19 protein-coding genes and 1 tRNA gene are annotated in these 24,239 nt (G+C 60.5%); 12 read left to right on the plus strand and 8 right to left on the minus strand.

The window, feature by feature from the left end; all coding sequences use genetic code 11:
- Positions 1–5: 5 nt before the first annotated feature.
- The 11 genes from BUE92_RS19685 to pqqE all read left to right on the plus strand — a co-directional run bounded on the left by BUE92_RS19685 (position 6) and on the right by pqqE (position 12,851).
- Complete coding sequence (locus BUE92_RS19685) at positions 6–3,749, plus strand: bifunctional diguanylate cyclase/phosphodiesterase (protein ID WP_073525823.1); 3,744 nt, start codon at positions 6–8, stop codon at positions 3,747–3,749.
- A 15-nt stretch (positions 3,750–3,764) separates the two neighbouring features.
- Positions 3,765–3,841, plus strand: a tRNA-Ile gene (locus tag BUE92_RS19690).
- A 108-nt stretch (positions 3,842–3,949) separates the two neighbouring features.
- The gene (locus tag BUE92_RS19695; RefSeq protein ID WP_073525824.1) at positions 3,950–4,396 is read left to right on the plus strand and encodes an Lrp/AsnC family transcriptional regulator; all 447 of its coding nucleotides are present in this window, start codon (positions 3,950–3,952) and stop codon (positions 4,394–4,396) included.
- A 147-nt stretch (positions 4,397–4,543) separates the two neighbouring features.
- A complete protein-coding gene (locus BUE92_RS19700; RefSeq protein WP_073525825.1) occupies positions 4,544–6,247 on the plus strand; it encodes a flavin monoamine oxidase family protein in 1,704 nt (567 codons plus the stop codon).
- Between the two features lie 10 nt (positions 6,248–6,257).
- Positions 6,258–7,052 carry a carbon-nitrogen hydrolase family protein gene (locus BUE92_RS19705; RefSeq protein WP_073525826.1) on the plus strand — a complete coding sequence of 265 codons (795 nt, stop codon included), beginning with the start codon at positions 6,258–6,260 and terminating at the stop codon, positions 7,050–7,052.
- A 48-nt stretch (positions 7,053–7,100) separates the two neighbouring features.
- Positions 7,101–9,476 (plus strand): pyrroloquinoline quinone biosynthesis protein PqqF, encoded by a 2,376-nt coding sequence (gene pqqF, locus BUE92_RS19710; RefSeq protein ID WP_073525827.1) that lies wholly within the window; start codon positions 7,101–7,103, stop codon positions 9,474–9,476.
- A 158-nt stretch (positions 9,477–9,634) separates the two neighbouring features.
- Positions 9,635–9,709, plus strand: coding sequence for a pyrroloquinoline quinone precursor peptide PqqA (pqqA, locus tag BUE92_RS19715; protein ID WP_003194766.1), 75 nt, complete (start codon positions 9,635–9,637; stop codon positions 9,707–9,709).
- 71 nt (positions 9,710–9,780) lie between these two features.
- Positions 9,781–10,692, plus strand: a complete 912-nt coding sequence (pqqB, locus tag BUE92_RS19720) for a pyrroloquinoline quinone biosynthesis protein PqqB (protein WP_073525828.1) — start codon at positions 9,781–9,783, stop codon at positions 10,690–10,692.
- An 11-nt stretch (positions 10,693–10,703) separates the two neighbouring features.
- A complete protein-coding gene (gene pqqC, locus BUE92_RS19725) occupies positions 10,704–11,456 on the plus strand; it encodes a pyrroloquinoline-quinone synthase PqqC (protein WP_003194770.1) in 753 nt (250 codons plus the stop codon).
- Positions 11,453–11,728 carry a pyrroloquinoline quinone biosynthesis peptide chaperone PqqD gene (gene pqqD, locus BUE92_RS19730; RefSeq protein WP_073525829.1) on the plus strand — a complete coding sequence of 92 codons (276 nt, stop codon included), beginning with the start codon at positions 11,453–11,455 and terminating at the stop codon, positions 11,726–11,728. Before pqqC ends, pqqD begins: the two co-directional genes overlap by 4 nt.
- Positions 11,721–12,851, plus strand: coding sequence for a pyrroloquinoline quinone biosynthesis protein PqqE (gene pqqE / locus BUE92_RS19735; protein WP_052200001.1), 1,131 nt, complete (start codon positions 11,721–11,723; stop codon positions 12,849–12,851). Before pqqD ends, pqqE begins: the two co-directional genes overlap by 8 nt.
- Before the next feature lie 5 nt (positions 12,852–12,856).
- Here the strand turns inward: pqqE and BUE92_RS19740 are convergent, their stop codons facing one another.
- The 3 genes from BUE92_RS19740 to BUE92_RS19750 all read right to left on the minus strand — a co-directional run bounded on the left by BUE92_RS19740 (position 12,857) and on the right by BUE92_RS19750 (position 14,935).
- A complete protein-coding gene (locus tag BUE92_RS19740; RefSeq protein WP_003194776.1) occupies positions 12,857–13,015 on the minus strand; it encodes a YqaE/Pmp3 family membrane protein in 159 nt (52 codons plus the stop codon).
- 93 nt (positions 13,016–13,108) lie between these two features.
- On the minus strand, positions 13,109–13,426 hold the full coding sequence (locus tag BUE92_RS19745) for a helix-turn-helix domain-containing protein (RefSeq protein ID WP_073525830.1): 318 nt from the start codon (positions 13,424–13,426) through the stop codon (positions 13,109–13,111).
- Positions 13,427–13,672: 246 nt separating this feature from the next.
- Positions 13,673–14,935 carry an aspartate aminotransferase family protein gene (locus BUE92_RS19750; RefSeq protein WP_073525831.1) on the minus strand — a complete coding sequence of 421 codons (1,263 nt, stop codon included), beginning with the start codon at positions 14,933–14,935 and terminating at the stop codon, positions 13,673–13,675.
- A 209-nt stretch (positions 14,936–15,144) separates the two neighbouring features.
- On the opposite strand from BUE92_RS19750, the gene BUE92_RS19755 reads away from it, so the two are divergent.
- The gene (locus tag BUE92_RS19755; protein WP_073525832.1) at positions 15,145–16,044 is read left to right on the plus strand and encodes a LysR family transcriptional regulator; all 900 of its coding nucleotides are present in this window, start codon (positions 15,145–15,147) and stop codon (positions 16,042–16,044) included.
- Between the two features lie 226 nt (positions 16,045–16,270).
- Here BUE92_RS19755 and BUE92_RS19760 read toward each other — a convergent pair whose 3' ends face one another.
- The 5 genes from BUE92_RS19760 to BUE92_RS19780 form a co-directional block, all read right to left on the minus strand.
- Entirely contained in the window at positions 16,271–18,049 is a 1,779-nt protein-coding gene (locus BUE92_RS19760; protein WP_073525833.1) for an acyl-CoA dehydrogenase C-terminal domain-containing protein, read from the minus strand.
- A 231-nt stretch (positions 18,050–18,280) separates the two neighbouring features.
- Positions 18,281–20,050, minus strand: a complete 1,770-nt coding sequence (locus BUE92_RS19765; RefSeq protein ID WP_073525834.1) for an acyl-CoA dehydrogenase C-terminal domain-containing protein — start codon at positions 20,048–20,050, stop codon at positions 18,281–18,283.
- A gap of 90 nt (positions 20,051–20,140) precedes the next feature.
- The gene (locus BUE92_RS19770) at positions 20,141–21,430 is read right to left on the minus strand and encodes a GGDEF domain-containing protein (RefSeq protein WP_003194787.1); all 1,290 of its coding nucleotides are present in this window, start codon (positions 21,428–21,430) and stop codon (positions 20,141–20,143) included.
- 317 nt (positions 21,431–21,747) lie between these two features.
- Positions 21,748–23,553 carry a phenylacyl-CoA dehydrogenase gene (locus BUE92_RS19775; RefSeq protein WP_073525836.1) on the minus strand — a complete coding sequence of 602 codons (1,806 nt, stop codon included), beginning with the start codon at positions 23,551–23,553 and terminating at the stop codon, positions 21,748–21,750.
- 315 nt (positions 23,554–23,868) lie between these two features.
- Complete coding sequence (locus BUE92_RS19780) at positions 23,869–24,150, minus strand: hypothetical protein (RefSeq protein WP_020302162.1); 282 nt, start codon at positions 24,148–24,150, stop codon at positions 23,869–23,871.
- Positions 24,151–24,239 lie beyond the last annotated feature (89 nt).

Consider the following 24,239-nt stretch of genomic DNA (forward strand, 5'->3'; position numbering starts at 1 on the left):
CCGTTATGCCCAGATTGCCGACCGTGATACTGCTGTCGCTGCTGACCTGGACCGCAACGGCTGGCGCGTTGACTCTTACGGATGATGAGCGTAGCTGGTTGGCGGACCATCAGGAGCTGCGCCTAGGCGTGGATGCGTCTTGGCCACCTTTTGAATATCGCGATGAAAATGGCCGATATCAGGGCTTGGCAGCCGATTACGTACGCCTGCTCCAGGACCGCCTGGGTGTGCGAATCAAACTGATCGAACCGGTTAACTGGACCGCGGTGCTTGAACAAGCCCGCAATAATCAGCTCGACCTGCTGCCTGGCATCATGTCCACCCCCGAACGCCAAAACTTCCTGGCCTTCACACGCCCCTATCTCGACTTCCCCATCGTCATCCTGGCCCATGAAGGCGGCGCGAAACCACGCAACCTCAAGGATTTGTACGGGCTGAAAATTGCCGTAGTGGAAAACTACGCCCCCCATGAATTGCTGCGCACCCACCATCCGGACCTGAATCTCGTGGCGATGCCCAACGTCAGTTCGACGCTGCAAGCCCTGGCCACCGACGAAGTGGATGCCGTAGTCGGCGACCTTGCCTCCAGCGTCTGGAGCCTGCGCCAACTCAAGCTCGACGGCCTATACGTCAGCGGCGAGACACCCTACCGCTACCAACTGGCGATGGGCGTACCGCGGGAGGAGAAAATCCTGGTGGGCATCCTGGACAAAGTCCTCGCCGATCTCAGTTCAGCCGAAACTGATGCGATCCAGCAACACTGGGTCGGCACCTTCACCGATCACCGCACCTTCTGGGCTGACCTGCTCACGTACGGCCTGCCAGCGGTGCTGCTGCTGAGTACGGTGCTGGCGATCGTCATTCGGATCAATCGCCGGCTCAGCTCGGAAATTTCCCGCCGGGTCGCCCTTGAGCAAGAACTGCGTAGCAGCGAGTACCACTATCGCGGCTTGGTGGAGAGCTTGTCCGCCATCGCCTGGGAAGCAAGCATCAGCGATTTCACCTACAGCTATGTGTCGCCCCATGCCGAAGACCTGCTCGGCTATCCCCGCGCCCATTGGCTGATTCCAGGCTTCTGGCGCAACATCATCCACCCCGCCGACCTGACCCGCGCCGAGGCCTATTGCTATCGGGAAACCCGTGCCAACCGTGATCACAGTATTGATTACCGGGTCATCACCGCTGATGGCCGCTGCCTGTGGGTACGTGACATTGTCAGCCTGATCGAACACGGCCACGAGCCAGTGCTGCGCGGCCTGATGATCGACATCAGCGAAGCCAAGCGCACCGAAGAAGCCCTGCAACTGTCCGAGCAGAAATTTGCCTCGGTGTTTCAGCAGTGCCCGGACATCCTGGTGATTGCCCGGTTGTCTGATGGCTGCCTGCTGGAGGTCAACAAGGCATTCGAGGACCAGATTGGGCTGCGCGCCGACGAGGTGGTGGGCAAAACCGCCACCGACCTGAATATATGGGGCATTCAAGGGGGCGGCCCGGATTTGCTGCAACGGGTACAGACCACCAGCATCCGCAACCTGGAAATGCCTTTTCTGCGCAGCAATGGCCAGGCCTTTACCGGGCTGATCTCGGCCGAACCGTTCCTACTCGACACCACCGAAGCCCTGGTGGTGGTGGTACGAGATATCACCCAGCTCAAGGAAACCCAACAGCAGCTGCAAACCTCCGAAGAAAAGTTTGCCAAAGCCTTTCATGCCTCCCCCGATGGTTTGCTGCTGAGCCGTCAGAGTGATGGCCTGTTGATTGAAGTGAACGAGGGTTTCAGCCACCTTACCGGTTTCACCAGCGCCTCTTCACTCGACCAATCAGCCCTGGACCTGGGCATCTGGGTCGATCTCAACGAACGCAAGCACATGCTGGAATTGATGCAGCGCGACGGTTTTGTCCGGGATTTCATTTGCCATATCCGTCGTGCCGACGGCCAGATTCGCCTGTGCGAAGTGTCCAGCCGCCCACTGCCGATTGGCGACGAAGACTGCATGCTGACCATCGCCCGGGACATCACCGAACGCCAGTTGATGCAGGAAAAACTGCAGCAGGCCGCTACGGTGTTCGAAAGTACCGCTGAAGGCGTCTTGATCACCGACACACGGCAGAACATCAGCGCCGTCAATCGCGCCTTCACTGAGATAACCGGCTACAGCGAGGTTGAAGCCCTTGGCCATACCCCGCGCCTGCTTGCCTCCGGCCTGCATGACAGCGCGTTCTATGCGGCCATGTGGCACCAGTTGACGAGCCACGGCCACTGGCAAGGAGAGATCTCCAACCGCCGCAAGAACGGCGAGGTGTATCCGAGTTGGTTGACCATCAGCGCTGTGCGTAACGGCGAGCAATTGGTCACGCACTTCGTTGCCGTGTTCGCCGACATCTCCAGCCTCAAGCTGGCCCAGGCACGCCTGGATTATCAGGCCCACCACGACCCACTGACCGGCCTGCCCAACCGCACCCTGTTTGAAAACCGATTGCAGGCCGCCCTCAACGGCCAGCAGGAAAGTGGCAAACAGGGCGCGGTGCTGTTTCTCGACCTCGATCGCTTCAAACACATCAATGACAGCCTCGGCCACCCGGTCGGCGACCTGCTGCTCAAAGACATCGCCGTGCGCCTCAAGGAACAATTGCGGGACGTGGACACCGTTGCTCGCTTGGGCGGCGACGAATTCATCATCCTGCTGCCCGGCTTGCAACAGGCCAGCGACGCCCAGCACTTGGCGAACAAACTGCTCGACTGTTTTACCCCGCCATTCCAGGCCGGCGAGCATGAGTTCTTTATCAGCGCCAGTATCGGCACCAGCCTGTATCCGCAAGACGGTACCGACGTCGCCACCCTGGTCAAAAATGCCGACGCCGCGATGTATCGCTCCAAAGCCAAGGGGCGTAACCGAGTCGAGCGCTATACCCGCGACCTGACCGCCCAGGCCAATGAACGCGTAGCGCTGGAGCACGAACTGCGCCGCGCCATTGAACGTGAAGAATTGAGCCTGTATTACCAACCCAAACGCAGCCTGGTCACCCAACAACTGATCGGCGCCGAAGCCTTGATCCGCTGGCACCACCCGACCTTGGGCGAGGTCCCGCCCGAGCACTTCATCGCCCTGGCCGAAGAGAACGGCATGATCCTGCAAATCGGCGACTGGGTACTGGAACAGGCCTGCCGGCAGCTGCACGCCTGGCAAGCGGCTTTCGAGGATTTCGGCCCCCTGTCGGTCAACCTCGCAGGCGCGCAACTGCGTCACCCCAACCTGCTGTCACGCATCGAACAACTGCTGCGCGATTACCGCCTCGAACCCGGCTGCCTGCAGCTGGAGATCACCGAAAACTTCATCATGAGCCAAGCCGAAGAAGCACTGGCCGTGTTGCACCAACTCAAGCGCCTGGGCGTCCAGCTGGCGATCGATGATTTCGGCACCGGCTACTCGTCCCTCAGCTACCTCAAGCGCCTGCCCCTGGATTTTCTCAAGATCGATCAATCTTTCGTCCGCGGCTTGCCCGACGACCCCCACGACGCCGCCATCGTGCGCGCCATCATCGCCCTTGGCCACAGCATGCAATTCACCATCATCGCCGAAGGCGTGGAAACCTCGGCGCAACAAGCATTTCTCGCAAGCGAGGGGTGTGAACAGATGCAAGGCTACATCGTCAGCCTGCCCCTGCCGCCTGGACTTTTTGCCGCCAGCTTCCTTCGTACACGGCACAAGGATTTTTCGGATGGCACAGTGAAGAAACCATCGTTATAATCCGCGACCTACTGAGGGCCTATAGCTCAGTTGGTTAGAGCAGGGGACTCATAATCCCTTGGTCGTAGGTTCGAGTCCTACTGGGCCCACCATACTCAAAGCCGCGCATTGCGCGGCTTTTGCGTATCTGGCTGAATCATTTTGTCCGCAGGGCCAAGCCTGTAACATGCCTGCTCACTGCCCCTGCACTGGAGCCATCCTTGCCCACCCTAGACGAAATCGACCGCCAACTGATCGCCGCCCTGCAACTCAACGCCCGAGAAAGCGTGGCCATGCTCGCCAGGCAGTTGGGCATCGCGCGCACCACCGTCACGTCGCGTCTGGCCCGCCTGGAGAAAACCCAGGTCATCACGGGTTACGGCGTGCGCCTGGGCCAACGCGTTGCAGATGGGGGCTTGCAGGCTTATGTGGGTATTACCGTGCAACCACGCTCGGGCAAAGAGGTGTTGCGCAGGCTGAGCGCCATGGCGCAAGTGCAGCAGTTGTGCGCGGTGAGTGGGGAGTTCGATTACGTGGCTTGGCTGCGCACCGATTCGCCGGAGCAACTGGACCAATTGCTGGACCAGATCGGCAGTGTCGACGGCGTCGAGAAAACCACCACCTCGATCATCCTCAGTAATAAACTGGATCGCGGGCAACCAGTCTGACCAACCCATTCGTCATATTGACTAAAACTAGTGCAATCCGACGACACATTGCGTCTTATTAACGAGCGCAACGCTCCCTAAACTGGCTGCCATCTTTTCCTATACTCAACGGGCCCTCCTCCCGCCGAGCCGTCAGTAAGGTCAGCCATGAGCATTCCGTCCAGTACCCTCAGCAAGCCCAATCGCCACCCGGTCGACGGCAAGAAACCGATCACCATCTTCGGCCCGGATTTCCCGTTTGCCTTTGATGACTGGATCGAACACCCCGCCGGGCTGGGCAGTATTCCTGCGGCTAATCACGGCGCCGAAGTGGCGATCGTCGGCGCCGGGATCGCGGGCCTGGTTGCGGCCTACGAGCTGATGAAGCTCGGGCTCAAGCCCGTGGTGTATGAAGCCTCGAAGATGGGTGGCCGCTTGCGCTCGCAGGCCTTTGAAGGCGCCGAAGGCATCATCGCCGAGCTGGGCGGTATGCGGTTCCCGGTGTCGTCCACGGCGTTCTACCATTACGTGGACAAACTGGGACTGGAGACCAAGCCCTTTCCCAACCCGCTGACTCCGGCGTCCGGCAGCACCGTGATCGATCTGGAAGGCCAGACTCACTACGCGCAAAAACTCTCCGATTTACCTGCACTGTTCCAGGAAGTCGCCGATGCCTGGGCCGACGCCTTGGAGGCCGGTTCGCAGTTCGGCGATATCCAACAGGCAATCCGCGACCGCGACGTGCCGCGGCTCAAGGAACTGTGGAACAAGCTCGTGCCGCTGTGGGATGACCGTACCTTCTACGACTTCGTCGCCACCTCCAAGGCCTTCGCCAAGCTGTCGTTCCACCACCGCGAGGTGTTTGGCCAGGTCGGTTTCGGCACCGGCGGCTGGGACTCTGACTTCCCCAACTCCATGCTGGAAATCTTCCGTGTGGTGATGACTAACTGTGATGATCATCAACACCTGATCGTCGGTGGCGTGGCACAAGTGCCCATGGGCATCTGGCGCCATGTGCCGGAACGCTGCGCCCACTGGCCGGCCGGCACCAGTCTGAGCTCGCTGCATAGAGGCGCACCGCGGGCCGGCGTGAAGCGCATTGCCCACGCAGCCGGTGGCCGCTTTGCCGTTACCGACAACTATGGCGACACCCGCGAATACGCGGCGGTGCTAACCACCTGCCAAAGTTGGCTGCTGACCACACAGATCGAATGCGACGAAACCCTGTTCTCACAAAAAATGTGGATGGCCCTGGACCGCACGCGCTACATGCAGTCATCGAAAACCTTCGTGATGGTTGATCGCCCATTCTGGAAAGACAAAGACCCGCAAACCGGGCGCGACCTGATGAGCATGACCCTCACCGACCGCCTGACCCGTGGCACCTACCTGTTCGATAACGGTGACGACAAGCCGGGGGTGATCTGCCTGTCATACTCGTGGATGAGCGACGCACTGAAGATGCTGCCCCAGCCTATCGACAAGCGGGTGAAACTGGCCCTCGATGCACTGAAGAAGATCTACCCCAAGGTCGACATCAAGGCGCGCATCATCGGCGACCCGATCACTGTGTCCTGGGAGGCCGATCCGCATTTCCTCGGGGCCTTCAAAGGCGCCTTGCCCGGTCACTATCGCTATAACCAGCGGATGTATGCGCACTTCATGCAGAAGGATATGCCTGCCGAACAACGCGGGATCTTCATCGCGGGTGATGATGTATCGTGGACGCCCGCCTGGGTCGAAGGCGCGGTACAAACCTCGCTCAACGCGGTCTGGGGCATCATGAACCACTTCGGTGGCAGCACCCACCCGGAGAACCCAGGCCCAGGCGACGTGTTCGATGAAATAGGGCCAATCGCCCTGGCAGAATAAGGAGTTGAGCATGCGTGTCGCCCTGTACCAATGCCCGCCGCTGCCGCTGGATGTGGCCGCTAACCTGCAGCGCCTGCACCAACTGGCCCATGAGGCACACGGCGCCGATGTGCTGGTGCTGCCAGAGATGTTCCTCAGCGGCTATAACATTGGCGCCGAAGCCGTTGGCGCACTGGCCGAGGCACAGGATGGGCCATCGGCGCAGGCGATTGCCGAACTGGCGCAAAGTGCCGGGCTGGCGATCCTGTATGGCTACCCGGAACGGGCCGAAGACGGCCAGGTCTACAACGCCGTGCAGTTGATCGACGCCCAGGGCAAGCGCCTATGCAACTACCGCAAGACCCACTTGTTTGGCGATCTTGACCGCTCAATGTTCAGCGCCGGCCCCGATGATTTCCCGGTGGTGGAATTGAACGGTTGGAAGGTGGGCATGCTGATTTGCTACGACCTGGAGTTTCCGGAAAACACCCGGCGCCTGGCCCTCGCCGGTGCCGAACTGATTCTGGTGCCCACCGCCAATATGGTGCCGTTCGACTTTGTTGCCGACGTCACCGTGCGTGCGCGAGCCTTTGAAAACCAATGTTTCGTGGCCTATGCCAACTACTGCGGGCACGAAGGCGAGATTCACTACTGCGGGCAAAGCAGCATTGCCGCGCCGGACGGCCAGCGAATTGCCCAGGCCGGCCTGGATGAAGCCTTGATCGTCGGCACCCTGGATCGCCAATCTATTGTCGACGCCCGCGCCGCCAACCACTACCTGCAAGACCGTCGTGCCGAACTCTACGGCGCACTGCACAAGCCCTGACTCAATGGGTTTGCTAGCATAGGCACTTCCTACGCCTCGGAAGTGCCCATGCCTGCGCCGGTTCACCCTCATCCCGTTCACCTGACCCTCGCCAATGGCCTGCGGGTTTGCCTGCGCCATGCGCCGCGCTTGAAGCGTTGCGCCGCCGTTTTACAGGTGGCTGCCGGCAGCCATGACGTGCCATTGGCTTGGCCTGGGCTGGCGCATTTTCTGGAGCACTTGTTGTTTCTCGGTACCGAGCGTTTTCCAGCCGAAGAAGGGCTGATGGCCTACGTGCAGCGCCACGGTGGGCAGGTCAACGCCAGCACCTGTGAGCGCATCACCGAATTCTTTTTTGAACTGCCGGTGCCGGTTTTTGCAGGCGGACTGGTGCGGTTGGCGGATATGCTGACTCACCCACGCCTGAGCCTCGACGATCAACAGCGTGAGCGCGAAGTGCTCGACGCGGAGTTCGTCGCCTGGTCCCAGGATGCCAAGGCCCAACAACAAGTGGCAGTGCTGCAAGGCTTGGCGGCGGATCATCCACTGCGAGGCTTTCATGCTGGCAACCGCGGCAGCCTGCCAGTGGAAAGTGATGCCTTTCAGCAAGCCTTGCGAGCGTTCCACACGCACTTTTATCAAAGCGGGCAGATGACCTTGAGCCTTGCCGGCCCACAATCGCTGGCAGACCTGCAGGCCTTGGCCCAGCAGTTCAGTGACCAACTGACGCCCGGGCCATTGCACCCGCAGGCCGCTCCACCGGCCTTGATGCATGGCCCGGCACGCCGCTATCAACACGTCGCCGGCCAACACTTGCATCAGGTCATTACCTGTAACGCCCCACGCGAAGCGCTGGCGTTTCTCTGCTCCTGGCTCAACGCCTCGGCCCCCGGCGGGTTGCTCGCTGAACTGCAAGCACAACGACTGGCCACCGCGCTGCAGGCGTCCGTGCTGTACCAATTCGCGGATCAAGCCGTGCTGGATATCGACTTCACCCTCGCCAGCGAGCGCGAATCGGCCACGCCGATCGAAGAGTTGCTGCACGACTGGCTGAGTTTCTTCGCACACAGCGACTGGACAGCGTTGCGCGAAGAGTTCGCCTTGCTCAATGCTCGCCAGCAACAGGTCCAAGGCGCGCTGGCGTTGGCGCGCAACGATGCCCGAGACCTGTCGGAACAAGGCACCGCAGCCCTCAAGGCCATGCTCGATTCACTGCACCTGCCCGCCTCCCGGCACCCTTGGCAACTGCCGCCCAATAACCCCTTGCTTCGTGCGCCCGCCAAGGAAGAACGCGCTGGCCTGATTCGCGGCCAAACCAGCGCCCATCGTGGCTTGCGTACCTTTGCCCAGGATCGCACACGGGGCCGACGGGAGCGGTCGGCGTTGACCTTCAGCCAGGCGTTGGCGGATGACACTGGCGAAGGCGCGCTGTACCTGCACTGGCGGTTTGGCTCGGCGGTACCCACCGGGCTGGAAAGCATGTTGCGGCCGTTGCGCGAACAGGCACGGCAGGCGGGCGTCGAATTGTCTTGCGAAACGATCGCCACTGACTGGCAAGTGAAGATGCACGGCCTCCACGAGCCCATGCCGGCGGTGCTCGAAGCATTGGCGCGGTGTCTGAGCGACTCGGATGAACCTTTGCCACCTACCGCTCCCGTGCCGATGATCGCCATCCGGGAACTGCTCAAGGCGTTGCCCGCTTGCTGTGCGGGTGTTCAGCCCCAGCCTCAAGAGACGACAGCATCATGGGCTGCCGCGCGCTGGCAGGGGCTGGGCGCAGGCCTGCCCCCCGCCTGTGAAGCCGCGGTCAAAGCCGCAGCGGCCCGGCTGCCTGGGCAACCGGCAACTATGCCTTTCACTCCTCAGGCCCTTGACGGACAAAAGCGCTGGCAAGAAGTCAGCACCGAACCCAGCGAAGCAGCGCTACTGTTATTTTGCCCAACACCGACTCAATCCCTCGCCGATGAAGCCAACTGGCGGTTGCTCGGGCACGTGCTACAGGGGCCGTTCTACCAGCGTTTGAGAGTCGAATTGCAAATCGGCTACGCCGTGTTCAGCGGCATCCGACAAATCAACGGCCAAACCGGCCTGCTGTTTGGAGTGCAATCGCCCAGCACCTCACTGGACGGCATCGTTCAACAGCTGCAGGCTTTCCTGGGGCAACTGCCGTCGTTGATCGAGCGCAGCCCGGATGTCGGTAACCAAGCCCTCGCGCAGCAGTTCTCGGCCCAGACGCTGCCCATCAAAGAAGCTGCCGACTTGCTCTGGCATGCGCACCTGGCAGGTCATTCGTCGGGTTATCTGGATCAGCTTCAACAGTTGATCCAAGCGTGCACACGCGAGGATGTGCAGCGCGCCGCGCAACAACTCAATGACGCCGCAGGCGGCTGGCAATGCGTGGCCAACGGGCCGCGTATCAACGACGACTGGCAAGCGGCGCCGTGATCATTGCCAACCCTGCAACAGGCTTTCTCCACCGAGACAGCGCTAACTTGAATAAAATTGCGTAACATTGCGCAGCAATATCTGAACATCTCCAATGGGAGGTGGACTATATGTATTACTTGGTAGTGAACGTCCCATCCCTTGATAGGAGTAAGAATATGACCTGGTCCAAACCTGCTTACACTGATCTGCGTATTGGTTTCGAAGTCACCATGTACTTCGCCAGCCGTTGATTGGCTGAGTAATACAACGCCTCGGTTCGCCCGGGGCGTTTTTGTTTTGAGCTGTGCTTGATGGAGCGATCATGTTTGTCCAGATTCTAGGTTCCGCCGCCGGCGGTGGCTTCCCGCAGTGGAACTGCAACTGCGTGAACTGCGCAGGTTTTCGCGATGGCAGCCTGCGGGCCCAGGCGCGTACCCAGTCGTCCATCGCGATCTCCGACGATGGCGTGAATTGGGTGCTCTGCAATGCCTCGCCGGATATCCGCGCGCAACTCCAGGGCTTTGCGCCCATGCAACCGGGCCGCGCCCTGCGTGATACCGGCATCAGCGCAATCATCCTGATGGACAGCCAGATCGACCACACCACTGGCCTGCTGAGCCTGCGCGAAGGCTGCCCGCACCAGGTGTGGTGCACCGACATGGTCCACGAAGACCTGAGCACCGGTTTCCCGTTGTTCACCATGCTGACCCACTGGAACGGTGGCCTGGCCTGGAACCGCATCGAGCTGGACGCCAGCTTCACCATCCCGGCGTGCCCCAACCTGCGCTTCACCCCGCTGCCGTTGCGCAGCGCCGCACCACCCTATTCGCCGCACCGCTTCGACCCGCACCCTGGTGACAACATCGGCCTGATCGTCGAGGACCTGCGCACCGGCGGCAAATTGTTCTACGCCCCGGGCCTGGGCAAGGTCGACGCACCGTTGCTGGACATCATGGCCAGCAGTGACTGCCTGCTGGTCGACGGCACGATGTGGGACGACGACGAAATGCAGCGCCGTGGCGTCGGCACCCGTACCGGGCGCGAGATGGGCCACCTGGCACAGAACGGCCCCGGCGGCATGCTTGAGGTACTGGAGCAACTGCCCAAGCAGCGCAAGGTGCTTATCCACATCAACAACACCAACCCGATCCTCGATGAAGACTCTCCCGAGCGAGCGGAGCTGGTGCGGCGCAATGTCGAAGTCGCTTACGACGGCATGAGCATTGAATTGTAGGAGCGTTCGAGATGACCGACACACCGTTGAGCAAGGCTGAGTTCGAAGCCGCCCTGCGCGCCAAGGGCGCCTTCTACCATATCCATCACCCCTATCATGTGGCGATGTACGAAGGCCGCGCCAGCCGTGAGCAGATCCAGGGCTGGGTCGCCAATCGCTTCTACTATCAGGTGAATATTCCGCTGAAAGATGCGGCGATTCTGGCCAACTGCCCAGACCGTGAAATCCGTCGCGAATGGATCCAGCGCCTGCTCGACCACGACGGCGCGCCCGGTGAAGACGGCGGTATCGAAGCCTGGCTGCGCCTGGGCCAGGCTGTGGGCCTGGACCCCGACCAACTGCGCTCCCAGGAGTTGGTGCTGCCCGGCGTGCGCTTCGCCGTGGACGCCTATGTCAACTTCGCCCGCCGCGCCAGCTGGCAAGAGGCCGCCAGCAGCTCGCTGACTGAGCTGTTCGCGCCGCAAATCCACCAGTCGCGCCTCGACAGTTGGCCGCAGCATTATCCGTGGATCGACCCGGCCGGCTACGAATACTTCCGCACACGCCTGGGCCAGGCCCGTCGCGATGTGGAACACGGCTTGGCGATCACCTTGCAGCACTACACCACCCGCGAGGGGCAGGAGCGCATGCTGGAAATTCTCCAGTTCAAGCTGGACATCCTCTGGAGCATGCTGGACGCGATGAGCATGGCCTACGAACTCAAACGCCCGCCCTATCACAGCGTGACCGAGCAGCGGGTATGGCATAAAGGAATCACCCTATGAGCTTTGATCGCAGCAACATCCCGAACTGGCGCCCGGGCTACCGCTTCCAGTACGAGCCTGCGCAAAAAGGCCACGTATTGCTCTACCCCGAAGGCATGATCAAGCTCAACGACAGCGCCGCATTGATCGGTGGCCTGATCGACGGCGAGCGTGATGTGGCCACCATCATTGCCGAGCTGGACAAGCAATTCCCCGGCGTCCCGGAGCTGGGTGACGACATCGAGCAATTCATGGAGGTCGCCCGTGCTGAGCACTGGATCACCCTTGCCTGAAAAGCCAGCCATCGGCCTGCCGCTGTGGCTGCTGGCCGAGCTGACCTATCGCTGCCCGTTGCAGTGCCCGTATTGCTCCAACCCGCTGGATTTCGCAGAGCAGGGCAAAGAGCTGAGCACCGAACAATGGATCAAGGTATTTCGCGAAGCCCGTGAAATGGGCGCGGCGCAGCTGGGGTTTTCCGGCGGTGAGCCGCTGGTGCGCCAGGACCTGGCCGAACTGATCGGCGAGGCTCGCAAGCTGGGTTTCTACACCAACCTGATCACCTCTGGCATCGGCCTCACCGAACAAAAAATCAGCGACTTCAAGAAAGCCGGGCTGGACCATATCCAGATCAGCTTCCAGGCCAGTGACGAGCAGGTGAATAACCTTCTGGCCGGCTCGAAAAAAGCCTTTGCGCAAAAACTGGAAATGGCTCGTGCGGTGAAAGCCCACGGCTACCCGATGGTGCTGAACTTCGTCACCCATCGGCACAATATCGACAAGATCGACCGCATCATCGAACTGTGCATTGCGCTGGAAGCGGATTTCGTCGAGCTCGCCACCTGCCAGTTCTACGGTTGGGCACAGCTCAATCGCGTGGGCCTGCTGCCCACCCGCGAGCAGTTGGTGCGCGCCGAACGTATCACCAATGAATACCGCGCCAAACTGGAAGCCGAAGGCCACCCGTGCAAGCTGATCTTCGTCACACCGGACTATTACGAAGAGCGCCCCAAAGCCTGCATGAACGGCTGGGGCAGCATCTTCCTGACAGTCACACCCGACGGCACCGCCCTGCCCTGCCACGGCGCGAGGCAGATGCCAGTGCAGTTTCCCAATGTGCGCGACCACAGCATGCAGCACATCTGGTACGACTCGTTTGGCTTCAATCGCTTTCGTGGCTACGACTGGATGCCTGAGCCATGCCGTTCATGCGACGAAAAAGAAAAGGACTTCGGCGGCTGCCGTTGCCAGGCCTTCATGCTCACCGGTGACGCCAGCAATGCCGACCCGGTATGCAGCAAATCCGAGCAGCACGGCATCATCCTGCAAGCGCGGGAAGAGGCCGAACATGCCACCCAGACCATCGAGCAACTGGCCTTTCGCAATGAGCGCAACTCAAGGCTCATTGCAAAAGGCTGAGGGCTTCAACGCTTGGCGATGATGTACACCGCGTGAATGATGCCAGGGAAGTAACCGCACAGGGTCAGCAGGATATTCAGCCAGAATGCACCGCCGAAGCCTACTTGCAGGAACACACCCAATGGCGGCAGCAGAATGGCGATGATGATACGAATGATGTCCATGGGTCAGCTCCAGAAAATCGGCTCGTGTGAGCCGTGTAGCTAATCGACCTTGGCGGTTCGTGAGGGTTCAGTGGATTCTGGCATTGGGCCATCTCAGGCCAGAATCTCCAGGCCATGCTTTTGCACGATGCTCAGTAACTTGAGCGCCATGCCGCTGGGCCGCTTCTCTCCCGACTCCCATTTTTTGACCGTGGACGCGCTGGTGTTCAGGTAGCGGGCGAACACAGGTTGGCTGACATGGCTGCTTTCACGTAGTTGCTTGATCTGTTCGGCAGGGATTTGGTCTGGCATGGATAAGCACGCCTCGTCATATTCTCGCAGAGTGGTTTTGCTGATGGCGCCGACAGCATGAAGCGCCTTGGCTGACTGGTGAATGGACTCAAACGCCTCGCTTTTATACTTCTTGGTCATGTTGTATCTCCACAAACTCCTTGAGTTCCCTTCCCAAAAACATACCACCCAGTGGTATAGATTGAAAGTCGAGCACATTGTGCCCCATCGGTGGTCCTTGCCGACGCCCGCTAAGAAACCACTGTTTCCAGAGAGGCTCAATCAACGTTTTCACACCAGAAATTACCCAGACAAAAAAACGCCCCCAGCCAAAAAAATCAGGCTGGAGGCGCCGCGTATGCCGCGAGACGGTTCAGGAAACTGGGGTCACACCGCGATGCCCTTGCGGCATTGCACTTGAGCGGTACGCACCCGAGAAAAGGCGCGGGCAAGCCGAAGAAGCATTTCGTCGATATGGTTTTTGCTGACGTTCAGCGCAGGGGTAAAGCGCAGGCAGTCAGGTTGCGCGGCAGTGAGAATCAAGCCTTCGTGCAGCGCGGCTTTGACCACTGCAGCGGCGCAATCGTCCGACAGTGTCAGGCCCCAAAGCAGCCCGTTGCCGCGCAAGGGGCCATGGCCGTAACGGTAGGCCAGGCGGGCAAGGCCTTCTGCCAGGTACAAGCCAGATTCACGTAGGTGCTCGAGAAAGCCGTTCTCCAATAGAGCGTCGAGTACTGCGATACCCGCAGATGCCATCAGTGCATTGCCATGATGTGTACCGTCCAGCTCGCCCGGTTCGAAGCAACAGGCAGTGCCACGCGCCAGCAGCGCCGCCAGGGGCACGCCGCCGCCCAGGCCTTTTCCCAGGGCAATGATGTCGGCGCGCACGCCGTATTGCTGTTCGGCGAGCAAGCTGCCGCAGCGGCCCATACCGGTTTGCACTTCGTCGAAGATCAGCAGGATCCCCAGCTCACGACACAGGCGTTCGACGCCCTTGAGGTAATGTTCTGTCGCAGGGAAGACACCGCCGCCGCTTTGTATCGGCTCCAGCATGATGGCGACGGTCTGCGCATCGACCGCTGCATGCAGGGCCGGCAGATCGTTAAATGGCACTTGGCTGAAACCTGGCAACTGCGGTTCGAATCGGTTTTCGCAGACCACGGCCGACGCCGACATCGCCCCCAGACTCCGCCCATGACAGCCATTGTTTACGGTGATGATGTGGTAAGCGCCACCGCGATGCAGTTGGCCCCACTTGCGTGCCAACTTGATGGCCGCTTCACAGGCTTCGGCACCGCTGTTGAGCAAATAGGTCTGGTCGCTGCAGGTGTGGTGGCACAGACGATCGACAAGATCCAGTTGCGCGCGGTTGTGCAAACCCAGGCCAGGGTTGATCACGCTGTGCATCTGTTCGGCAATGGCGTCGCGTACGGCCTGGGGGCTGTGACCCAGGCTGTTGGCGCCGCCGCCTTGACTGAAATCCAGATAGGCGCGGTCGTCAGCGTCCGAAAGCCAGGAACCCTGCCCCTGCACAAATACTTGGGGCGGGCGCGCCACAGTGGGCATCAGGCACTGGCTGGAAACATCTGCACGCGGGGCATGCACAACCAGGTCATCCAGACTCGGCGCACAGCGACGGAACAAGTTCACACTTCACCCCCGCTGGCAACCTGACCTTGGTCGATGCCACCTGGTGATGAGGCTTTCAGATTTTTTGCCTTGCCTATATAAACGCTATCAACAAAAACGCTGTTCATTGTCCGATCCGGCCCTGTAAGCCCTGCGAATAGGCGCTAGACTAGGCGCCGCGGGGGCCAGCGGCCATTTCGATTTTCCAGCTTTTTCGATAAGCAAACCTTATGGATATCAAGCAACTGCGTTATTTCGTCGCGGTGTACGAGGAAGGCCACGTAGGCCGTGCCGCGGAGCGTCTGTCGATCTCCCAGCCAGCGTTGTCGCAACAGATTCGCCAACTGGAACAGAACCTCGACGTCAGCCTGTTCGAACGCAGCAGCAAGCGGCTGTTGCCCACCCTGGCGGCCCACACCCTATACAACCATGCGTTGCCGCTGATTGATGGCATGCAGCAAGCCGTCGAGGCGCTCCGCAACTTCAAAGGCCAGGCCATGCGCACCCTGGCCATCGGCGTGCTGCAAACCGTGCACACCAGCCTGGTGCCGCAGATGCTTGAGCGCGTGCGCAAGGCCCAGCCCCATCTGGTGGTGCAGATCTACGAGCTGACCGGGCTTGAGATTGAACGGCGGTTGCTCAACGGCTCACTCGATATTGGCATCAGCTACCTGCCACCGCGTCAACCGGGCCTGCACGGCGTGTTGCTGTATGAGGACGAGTTGAAAGTGGTGATTCCCGAAGACCATCCGCTGCGCGAGTTCAAGAAAGTCTCGCTCAAACAAGCCGCCGAGTTGCCGATGTTGCTGCTGGGGGAAGAGTTTCAGGTTCGGCAGATCTGGCAAGGCCAACTGTCCAACCTCGGGCGGCGTCCGCAAGTGCAGGCGGAGCTCAATACCATGGTGGGCATTCTCGACAGCCTGCCTCACACCCGCTTGGCGACCGTGCTGCCTGGGCGCTCCCAGGACGAGCACAACAGCAAGGCGCTGCTGTGGAAACCCTTGAGCGAACCCAGGGTAGCGCTGAAAGTGGGGTTGGTATGCCGCGATGTGCAACGCCAGCAGGCGACGGTGGCGTTGCTGCGCACCCTGCTGGAAGACGTGATGAATGCCCCGCCGGCAACCGCCTGACTTTTTCGCGGACAAAAGAAAACCCCGCCGAAGCGGGGCTTTGCAGACTGTTTCCCTGACATCCATTTCACTCCGCCGTCCTGGCAGAATCCTACGTGTCCGTGTTGTTGCTTTGCGCTTCCTGCGCGACGTCCATGTGAAGTAGATTAGCCGTGGATCCAATGTGGCGATAGAGGACGATTAGCAGCACGTCATGTAAGAGAATGCTTACACGCCCTCCACGCCTTTAAAACAGGGCTTCATCCATCAGGAACAGTGATTCGCTACCGGCTTTTACCGATGCACTCAACGAGTGGATACGCGGCAACAGACGGGCAAAGTAGAAACGCGCAGTCCCCAGTTTGCTGGCGTAGAAATCCTCTTCGCCCTCTTTGCCCAAGGCCGCCTTGGCCATGCGCGCCCACATATAGGCATAGGCCATATAGCCGAACGCATGCAGGTATTCCACCGAGGCCGCGCCGATTTCATTAGGATTGCTCTTGGCGCGGTCAAGTACCCAGGCCGTCAGCTCATCCAGGTTATCTACTGCCACACTCAGTGGCTTGGTGAACTCGTCCAACTCAAGGCCCGATGCGGCGATGAACTGGCGGATCTCATCAGCAAACAAGGTATAGAACGCACCGCCGCTGCCGACGATCTTGCGACCCATCAGATCCAGGGCCTGAATGCCGTTGGTGCCTTCGTAGATCTGGGTGATGCGCACGTCACGCACCAGTTGCTCCTGGCCCCACTCGCGAATGTAACCGTGGCCACCAAACACCTGCTGGCCGAGTACGGTGGTTTCCAGGCCCAGGTCGGTGAGGAACGCCTTGGCAACTGGCGTCAGCAACGCCACCAGGTTATCGGCACGCTCGCGCGCTTGCGCATCGTCGCTGAACTTGGCGATGTCCAACTGCGTCGCCACGTAGGTGGAGAACGCCCGGCCGCCTTCGTTCGCCGCCTTCATGGTCAGCAACATGCGACGGACATCCGGGTGCACGATAATCGGGTCTGCCGGCTTGTCCTTGGCCTGCGCACCTAGCGGGGAACGGCTCTGCAGACGGTCGCGGGCATATTCAATCGCGTTCTGATAGGACCGCTCGCCAGAAGCCAAGCCCTGGATACCGACGCCCAGGCGCTCATAGTTCATCATGGTGAACATCGCCGCCAAGCCACGGTTGGGCTCACCGACCAGGTAACCCACGGCTTCGTCGAAGTTCATCACACAGGTGGCGGAGGCCTGGATGCCCATCTTGTGTTCAATGGAGCCGCAATTCACCGGGTTACGCGCGCCCAGGCTGCCATCGGCATTTACCAGGAACTTCGGTACCAGGAACAGCGAAATGCCCTTGGGCCCTGCCGGTGCATCCGGCAGTTTGGCCAGTACCAGGTGGATGATGTTTTCGGTCAGGTCGTGCTCGCCACCGGTGATGAAGATCTTGGTGCCGCTGACCTTGTAGGAACCGTCCGCCTGAGGCTCGGCCTTGGTACGGATCATCCCCAGGTCGGTACCGGCATGGGCTTCCGTCAGGCACATGGAACCGGCCCACTCACCGGAATACATCTTCGGCAGGTAGGTAGCCTTGAGTTCTTCACTGGCGTGGGTGTTGATCGATACACAGGCGCCGGAGGTCAACATCGGGTACAGGCCGAAGGCCAGGCTCGACGAGTTGATCATTTCTTCAACCTGCGCCGACACGGCCTTGGGCATGCCCATGCCGCCGTAGGTCGGGTCGCCGCCCACGCCTACCCAGCCGCCTTCGGCGTAGGTGCTGTAGGCCTGGGGGAAGCCGTCGGGAGTCGTGACGGCGCCGTCCGCCCAGTGGCAGCCTTGCTCATCGCCGCCGCGGCTGAGCGGCGCAATGGATTTGGCGGTGACCTTGCCGGCCTCTTCCAGGATCGCTTCGACGGTTTCGGCGTCAACGCTGTCTGCCAATGCCGGTAACTGGGCCCAAGTGTTAGCGACCTCAAACACTTCGTTGAGGACGAAGCGCATATCACGCAACGGCGCTTTGTAATCAGCCATGGCAAACCTCGTGAGAACTTGAAAAGTGATTCGATAGGATCGGTTTTACAGACGCCGAGTGTACCCGAACAACTTTTCAGACACATAGGGTCCGTTCGTGACCATTAAGTATTTACCAGTCACACAATGAAGTTTCTTGTAGAAGCGAGCTTGCTCGCGAAAAACTCAAGAACACCTCGCTAAACCAGACGTTCGCGTAATCGTTGACGTTCTTCGCGAGCAAGCTCGCTCCTACAGGGAGAAAGCGTCGGCTGGGAGACTCATCAGGCATTCGCTCCCCGCCTCTACCGCAGCACGGTGCATGGCCGTACGCGGCAACAAGCGCTTGAAATAAAAGTCGCAGGTCGCAAGCTTCGCCTGGGCAAACCCTTGGTCATCCTGGGCGTGCGCCGCGATCGCCATGCGCAACCACAGGTAGGCGAGGATGATGTAACCGCTGTACATCAGGTAATCCATGGCCGCCGCGCCCACTTCGTCAGGGTTTTTCATCGCTGCCGTGCCGACCTTCAGGGTCAGTTCGCCCCATTGCTGGTTCAGTTCATTGAGTTGCGCCACATGGGCCTTGAGTTGCGCATGCTCGCCATTGGCCGCGCAGAACTTATGCACAATTTTGGTAAACCCACGCAGCAACCTGCCCTGGCTGCCCAGCACCTTGCGCCCGAGCAGGTCCAGGGCCTGGATGCCGTTGGTGCCTTCATAGATCGGCGCAATCCGTGCGTCACGGGCCAGTTGCTCCATACCCCACTCACGAATATAGCCATGGCCGCCGAATACCTGCATGCCGTGGTTGGTCACCTCCAGGCCGGTTTCGGTCATGAAGGCTTTACAGATCGGCGTGAGGAAGGCCAACAGGTCCTCGGCTTCCTGGCGTTGGCCAGCATCGCTGCCAAGGTGTGCGGTATCGAGCAGTTGCGCGGTGAAATAGGTCAGCGCGCGGTTGCCCTCGTTGAAAGCCTTCATGGTCAGCAGCATGCGGCGTACATCGGCGTGCACGATGATCGGGTCGGCGGCTTTCTCCGGGGCCTTGGCGCCGGTCAGCGAACGCATTTGCAGGCGGTCGTTGGCGTACTTGATCGCGCCCTGGAAGCTCGCCTCGCCGTTGCACAGGCCCTGCATGCCGGTGCCCAGGCGTGCGTGGTTCATCATCGTGAACATGCAGTTGAGGCCCTTGTTCGCCTCGCCAATCAAATAGCCTTTGGCGCCATCAAAGTTCAGCACGCAGGTGGCAGAGGCCTTGATGCCCATCTTGTGTTCGATAGAGCCGCAGTGCACTGCATTGCGCTCGCCGGAGTCGGCATGGAACTTGGGCACGATAAACAACGAGATGCCCTTGGTGCCCGCCGGCGCGTCCGGCAGCTTGGCCAGCACCAAGTGGATGATATTGGCGCTCATGTCGTGCTCGCCGGCCGAGATGAAGATCTTGCTGCCGGTGACCGCGTAACTGCCGTCCGCCTGCGGCACGGCGCGGGTCTTGATCAAGCCCAGGTCGGTGCCGCAGTGGGCTTCGGTCAGGCACATGGTGCCGGCCCATTCGCCGGCGGTGAGCTTGCTCAGGTAGGTGGCTTTCTGTTCGTCGGTGCCGTGGGCGTGGATGGCCGACATCGCGCCGTGGGTCAGGCCCGGGTACATGCCCCAGGAGGTGTTGCTGGAGCCGATCATCTCGCTCAGCACCAGGCCCAGGGAATGAGGCAGGCCCTGGCCACCGTAGGCCGGGTCTGCCGCCACGCCGTGCCAGCCGCCTTCCACATACTGGGCAAAGGCTTGCTTGAAACCTTTGGGAGTGGTCACCACACCATTATCGAAATGGCAGCCCTCTTCATCGCCGCTGCGATTGAGCGGCGCGAGTACGTTTTCGCAGAACCTGGCGCCTTCTTCGAGGATCGCACTGACCATGTCCGGGCTGGCATCCGTGGCGCCCAGGGCCGCGTAGTGGCCGTGGAAATCGAATACGTTGTCGATCAGAAAGCGCATGTCGCGCAGGGGAGCTTTGTACTCAGGCATGGCAATGTCTCCGGCAGCAGATAGGGTTAACCTACTGCCGGCCATGGCCGTGGACAATCACTGTAGCGCTGCTGAATACAGCGCCATTACTCAACCGGCAGCGCTCTGCATGCGCACCGCGCCACGACGGGTTTGCCCGGCCGCGACCACGCAATTACGCCCCGCTCCCTTGGCCGCGTACAGCGCCTGGTCGGCGGATTTGAGCACCTCGTCGGGGCTGCGCTGCTCGGCCTGGCGTTCGGCCACGCCGATGCTCACCGTCACCGACACACTGGACGCGCCGCTGCCCGCACGGCGCTGGCGGCCTTGATGGTCGTCCTGGGGGCGGTCCGGGTTGCGCAACTTGATGTCGTAGCTGGCGATGATCTCGCGGATCTCCTCCAGGTGCGGCATGCACTCATCCAGAGTCTTGCCGGCAAACACCACGGCAAACTCTTCACCGCCGTAACGGTAGGCCCGCCCGCCGCCGTTGACCTTGGACAGCTTGCTCGCCACCAGGCGCAGCACCTGGTCGCCCACATCGTGGCCGTGGGTGTCATTGAAACGCTTGAAGTGATCGACGTCGCTCATCGCCAGCACATAGTTGCGCCCCAGCCGCTGCATGCGCTCGTTGAGGGCACGGCGCCCCGGCAAGCCAGTGAGCTCATCACGAAACGCCATTTGATACGCCTCGTGCGCCACCCCCGCAGCGATCATCAGCATCACCTGGCTGCACATGATGTTGAGGGTGAACGGCAGGATGAAGGTTTGCGGCAACATCCAGAACATCCCCAGCAACCCCACCAGTTGCGCGGCGTGTAGCGGGCGCGGCTGGTACCAGTATTGGGCGGCCAGGGTGAGAAAGCCGATCAGGAACATCGGGTATGAGAGTTGGATCAGGCTCATCCAGGCGCCATGCAGCATCGGCCAGCGGATCTCCGCCAACCAGCCCAGCAAAGCCTGGGGGAAGCTTTGCTCCAAGGCCAGCGCCACACTGCCCACCGCCAGCAACACCGCGCAGCGGGCGACGAAGTCACGGAACAGATGGGTCTTTTCCTGCCACAGCGCATAGATGCTGAACAGCAATGGCAACAGCAGGCAGCACAGGTGGAACACCACGGCAGCGTCTTCACGCACGCGGCCATTGTCACGGTAGAAGTCGGTCTGGGTATCCAGCAGGAAATAGGCGACGTACACCGTGACCATCAGGAACAGTTCACGCTGGCGTCGATACACCGCGCAATAGGCACCGCCCAGCAGCAGGACCAGGGTCGGCAACACGTTGAACAGCGAGGTGAAGAAGACGCTGAGGTCCTTGACGTACGCAGCCGAGAGCCCGGCCAGCAACAGCAGCAGCGAAGGAAGAAAATGGCTGAAACGTACAGCGGACACGCGTGACAAGGGTAAAGCTCCGACCCGCTAACAAATAATGGCACTGTGCCTCTAAGCGATCAGTTAAGCACAACCGACCGACCATGTATCACATTGCCATCACTGTAACGGCAGCGGGTTGCAATCCCTGAGTGCATCACTGCGGTTTTTTATGCGCGCCTTCTGTAGGAGCGAGCTTGCTCGCGAAGAACCCATAGGCACCGCGCTTACCCAGAATGCCCGCGTTATCGTTAAAGACCTTCGCGAGCAAGCTCGCTCCTACACAAGTGCAAAAAAACCGCCGCGTCCCGAAGGAGGCGGCGGTTTTTAGAAGAACCCGGTAAGGCTTAGTAAGCCAGGCCGAAGTCTTCTTCTTTCATGTCCATCAGGTTGTTGGCGCCCGACAGCATGGTTGCCACGTGGGTGCGGGTACGCGGCAGGATGCGCTGGAAGTAGAAGCGTGCAGTCTGCAACTTGGCCGTGTAGAACGCCTCTTCGCTGGTGCCGGCGGCCAGTTTCTCGGCGGCCAGGCGTGCCATGTCGGCCCAGAAGTAAGCCAGGCAGGCGTAGCCGGAGTACATCAGGTAGTCCACCGAAGCAGCACCGACTTCTTCACGGTCTTTCATCGCGGCCATGCCGACCTTCATGGTCAACTCGCCCCACTCTTTGTTCAGTGCCGCCAGCGGTGCAACGAACTCTTTGACCGCGTCGTTACCTTCGTTGGCCTGGCAGAACTTGTGCACGATCTTGGTGAAGCCCTTGAGCGCTTCGCCTTGGGTCATCAGCACTTTACGGCCGAGCAGGTCCAGCGCCTGAATGCCGGTGGTGCCTTCGTACAGCATCGAAATGCGGCTGTCGCGAACGTTCTGCTCCATGCCCCACTCAGCGATAAAGCCGTGGCCACCGTAGATCTGCACGCCGTGGTTGGCCGACTCAAAACCGACTTCGGTCATGAACGCCTTGGCGATCGGGGTCATGAAGGCCAGCAGGCCGTCGGCCTGTTTCTTGGCTTCGTCGTCGGTGCCGTACTTGACGATATCCACTTGCTTGGCAGTGAAGTACACCATCGCACGGTTACCTTCGGCGAAGGCTTTCATGGTCAGCAGCATGCGGCGTACGTCAGGGTGCACGATGATCGGGTCAGCGGCTTTGTCCGGCGCTTTGGGGCCGGTGAGGGAGCGCATTTGCAGGCGATCACGCGCGTATTTCAAGCCGCCCTGGAAGCCGATCTCGGCGTGAGCCAGGCCTTGCAGCGCGGTGCCCAGGCGAGCGGTGTTCATGAAGGTGAACATGCAGTTCAGGCCTTTGTTCGCCGGGCCGATCAGGAAACCGGTGGCCGCGTCGAAGTTCATCACGCAGGTGGCGTTACCGTGGATGCCCATCTTGTGTTCCAGGGAACCACAGGTGACTGCGTTGCGCTCGCCCACCGAACCATCGGCGTTGGGCAGGAACTTGGGCACGATAAACAGCGAGATGCCTTTGGTGCCGGCCGGTGCGTCCGGCAGGCGAGCCAGTACGATGTGGACGATGTTATCGGCCATGTCGTGTTCGCCGGCCGAGATGAAGATCTTGGTACCGGAGACTTTGTAGGAACCGTCAGCCTGAGGCTCGGCCTTGGTGCGCAGCATGCCCAGGTCGGTACCGCAGTGTGGCTCGGTCAGGCACATGGTGCCGGTCCATTCGCCCGACACCAGCTTGGTCAGGTAAGCCTCTTGCTGCTCGGGGGTGCCGTGTTCGGAAATAGTGTTCATCGCGCCATGGGACAGGCCCGGGTACATGCCCCAGGACCAGTTGGCTTCGCCGACCATTTCGCTCACGGCCAGGCCCAGGGATTCCGGCAGGCCTTGGCCACCGTGCTCCACGTCGTGGGCCAGGCTTGGCCAGCCGCCTTCGACGAATTGTTTGTAGGCTTCTTTGAAGCCCGCTGGGGTTTTAACGCCTGACTCACTCCAGGTACACCCTTCGATGTCGCCCACGCGGTTCAACGGTGCCAGTACTTGCTCACAGAACTTGGCGCCTTCTTCGAGGATGGCGTCGACCATGTCCGGGGTAGCGTCCTGGCAAGCCGGCAGGCTCTGATAGTGCGCTTCATAACCGAGCAGTTCGTCACGAACGAAGCGAATATCACGCAAGGGGGCCTTGTAGTCAGGCATAGCGATAAACCTCTGCTGATGTAGCTGGGATGAACAACCGCGTGGATTTGTTATGGCGGTCAAACAGGTGTTTGAAACATACGTTTACGACCCAGGGTTGTCAAGCGTCGGCCAGATGCCGTTTGTCTTGATGCGGGTCAGCCAGGCACGGCGATGCCTGCGGCTGGATGCCACACAGAACTTTTAGGAAAGATGAATTTTTTGTAGGAGCGAGCTTGCTCGCGAAGGACATCAGCACACCGTGCTAGTCCAGGCGGTACGCGTTATCGTTGGCGTTTTTCGCGAGCAAGCTCGCTCCTACAGGGTGGGACGGGATCAGGCGTAGGTATCGATCAACGTACCGAGCATTTCGTCCGAAGCCTTGGCGACTTTCGCCCCCAGCTCGACTTGAAACTTGCCCTGGGCCATTTCCACCATGTTGCTCGCCGAATTGGACGCTTGGGCGCGGTCATTGGCTTGCAGACGGTCGCTTTGCGCGGCCGATGGCTGGGTGGTCGCGGCGCTGGCAATCTTGCCGGCCGCCTGGTCGACGCGGTTCTGCCCGGTCTGAATAGTGCTCAGGCCCGAATAAAACGCGCTGCTTCCAGAGATGTCCATGGCGTAAGCCTGCCTTTGAGAAAATCGTGAAGCCCGATTGAACCAGACATCCTGGCAAAAGGCCCGTCAAAAACACTAATGGCATATTG

Source organism: Pseudomonas fluorescens (assembly GCF_001902145.1).
Lineage (GTDB): Bacteria > Pseudomonadota > Gammaproteobacteria > Pseudomonadales > Pseudomonadaceae > Aquipseudomonas > Aquipseudomonas fluorescens_BV.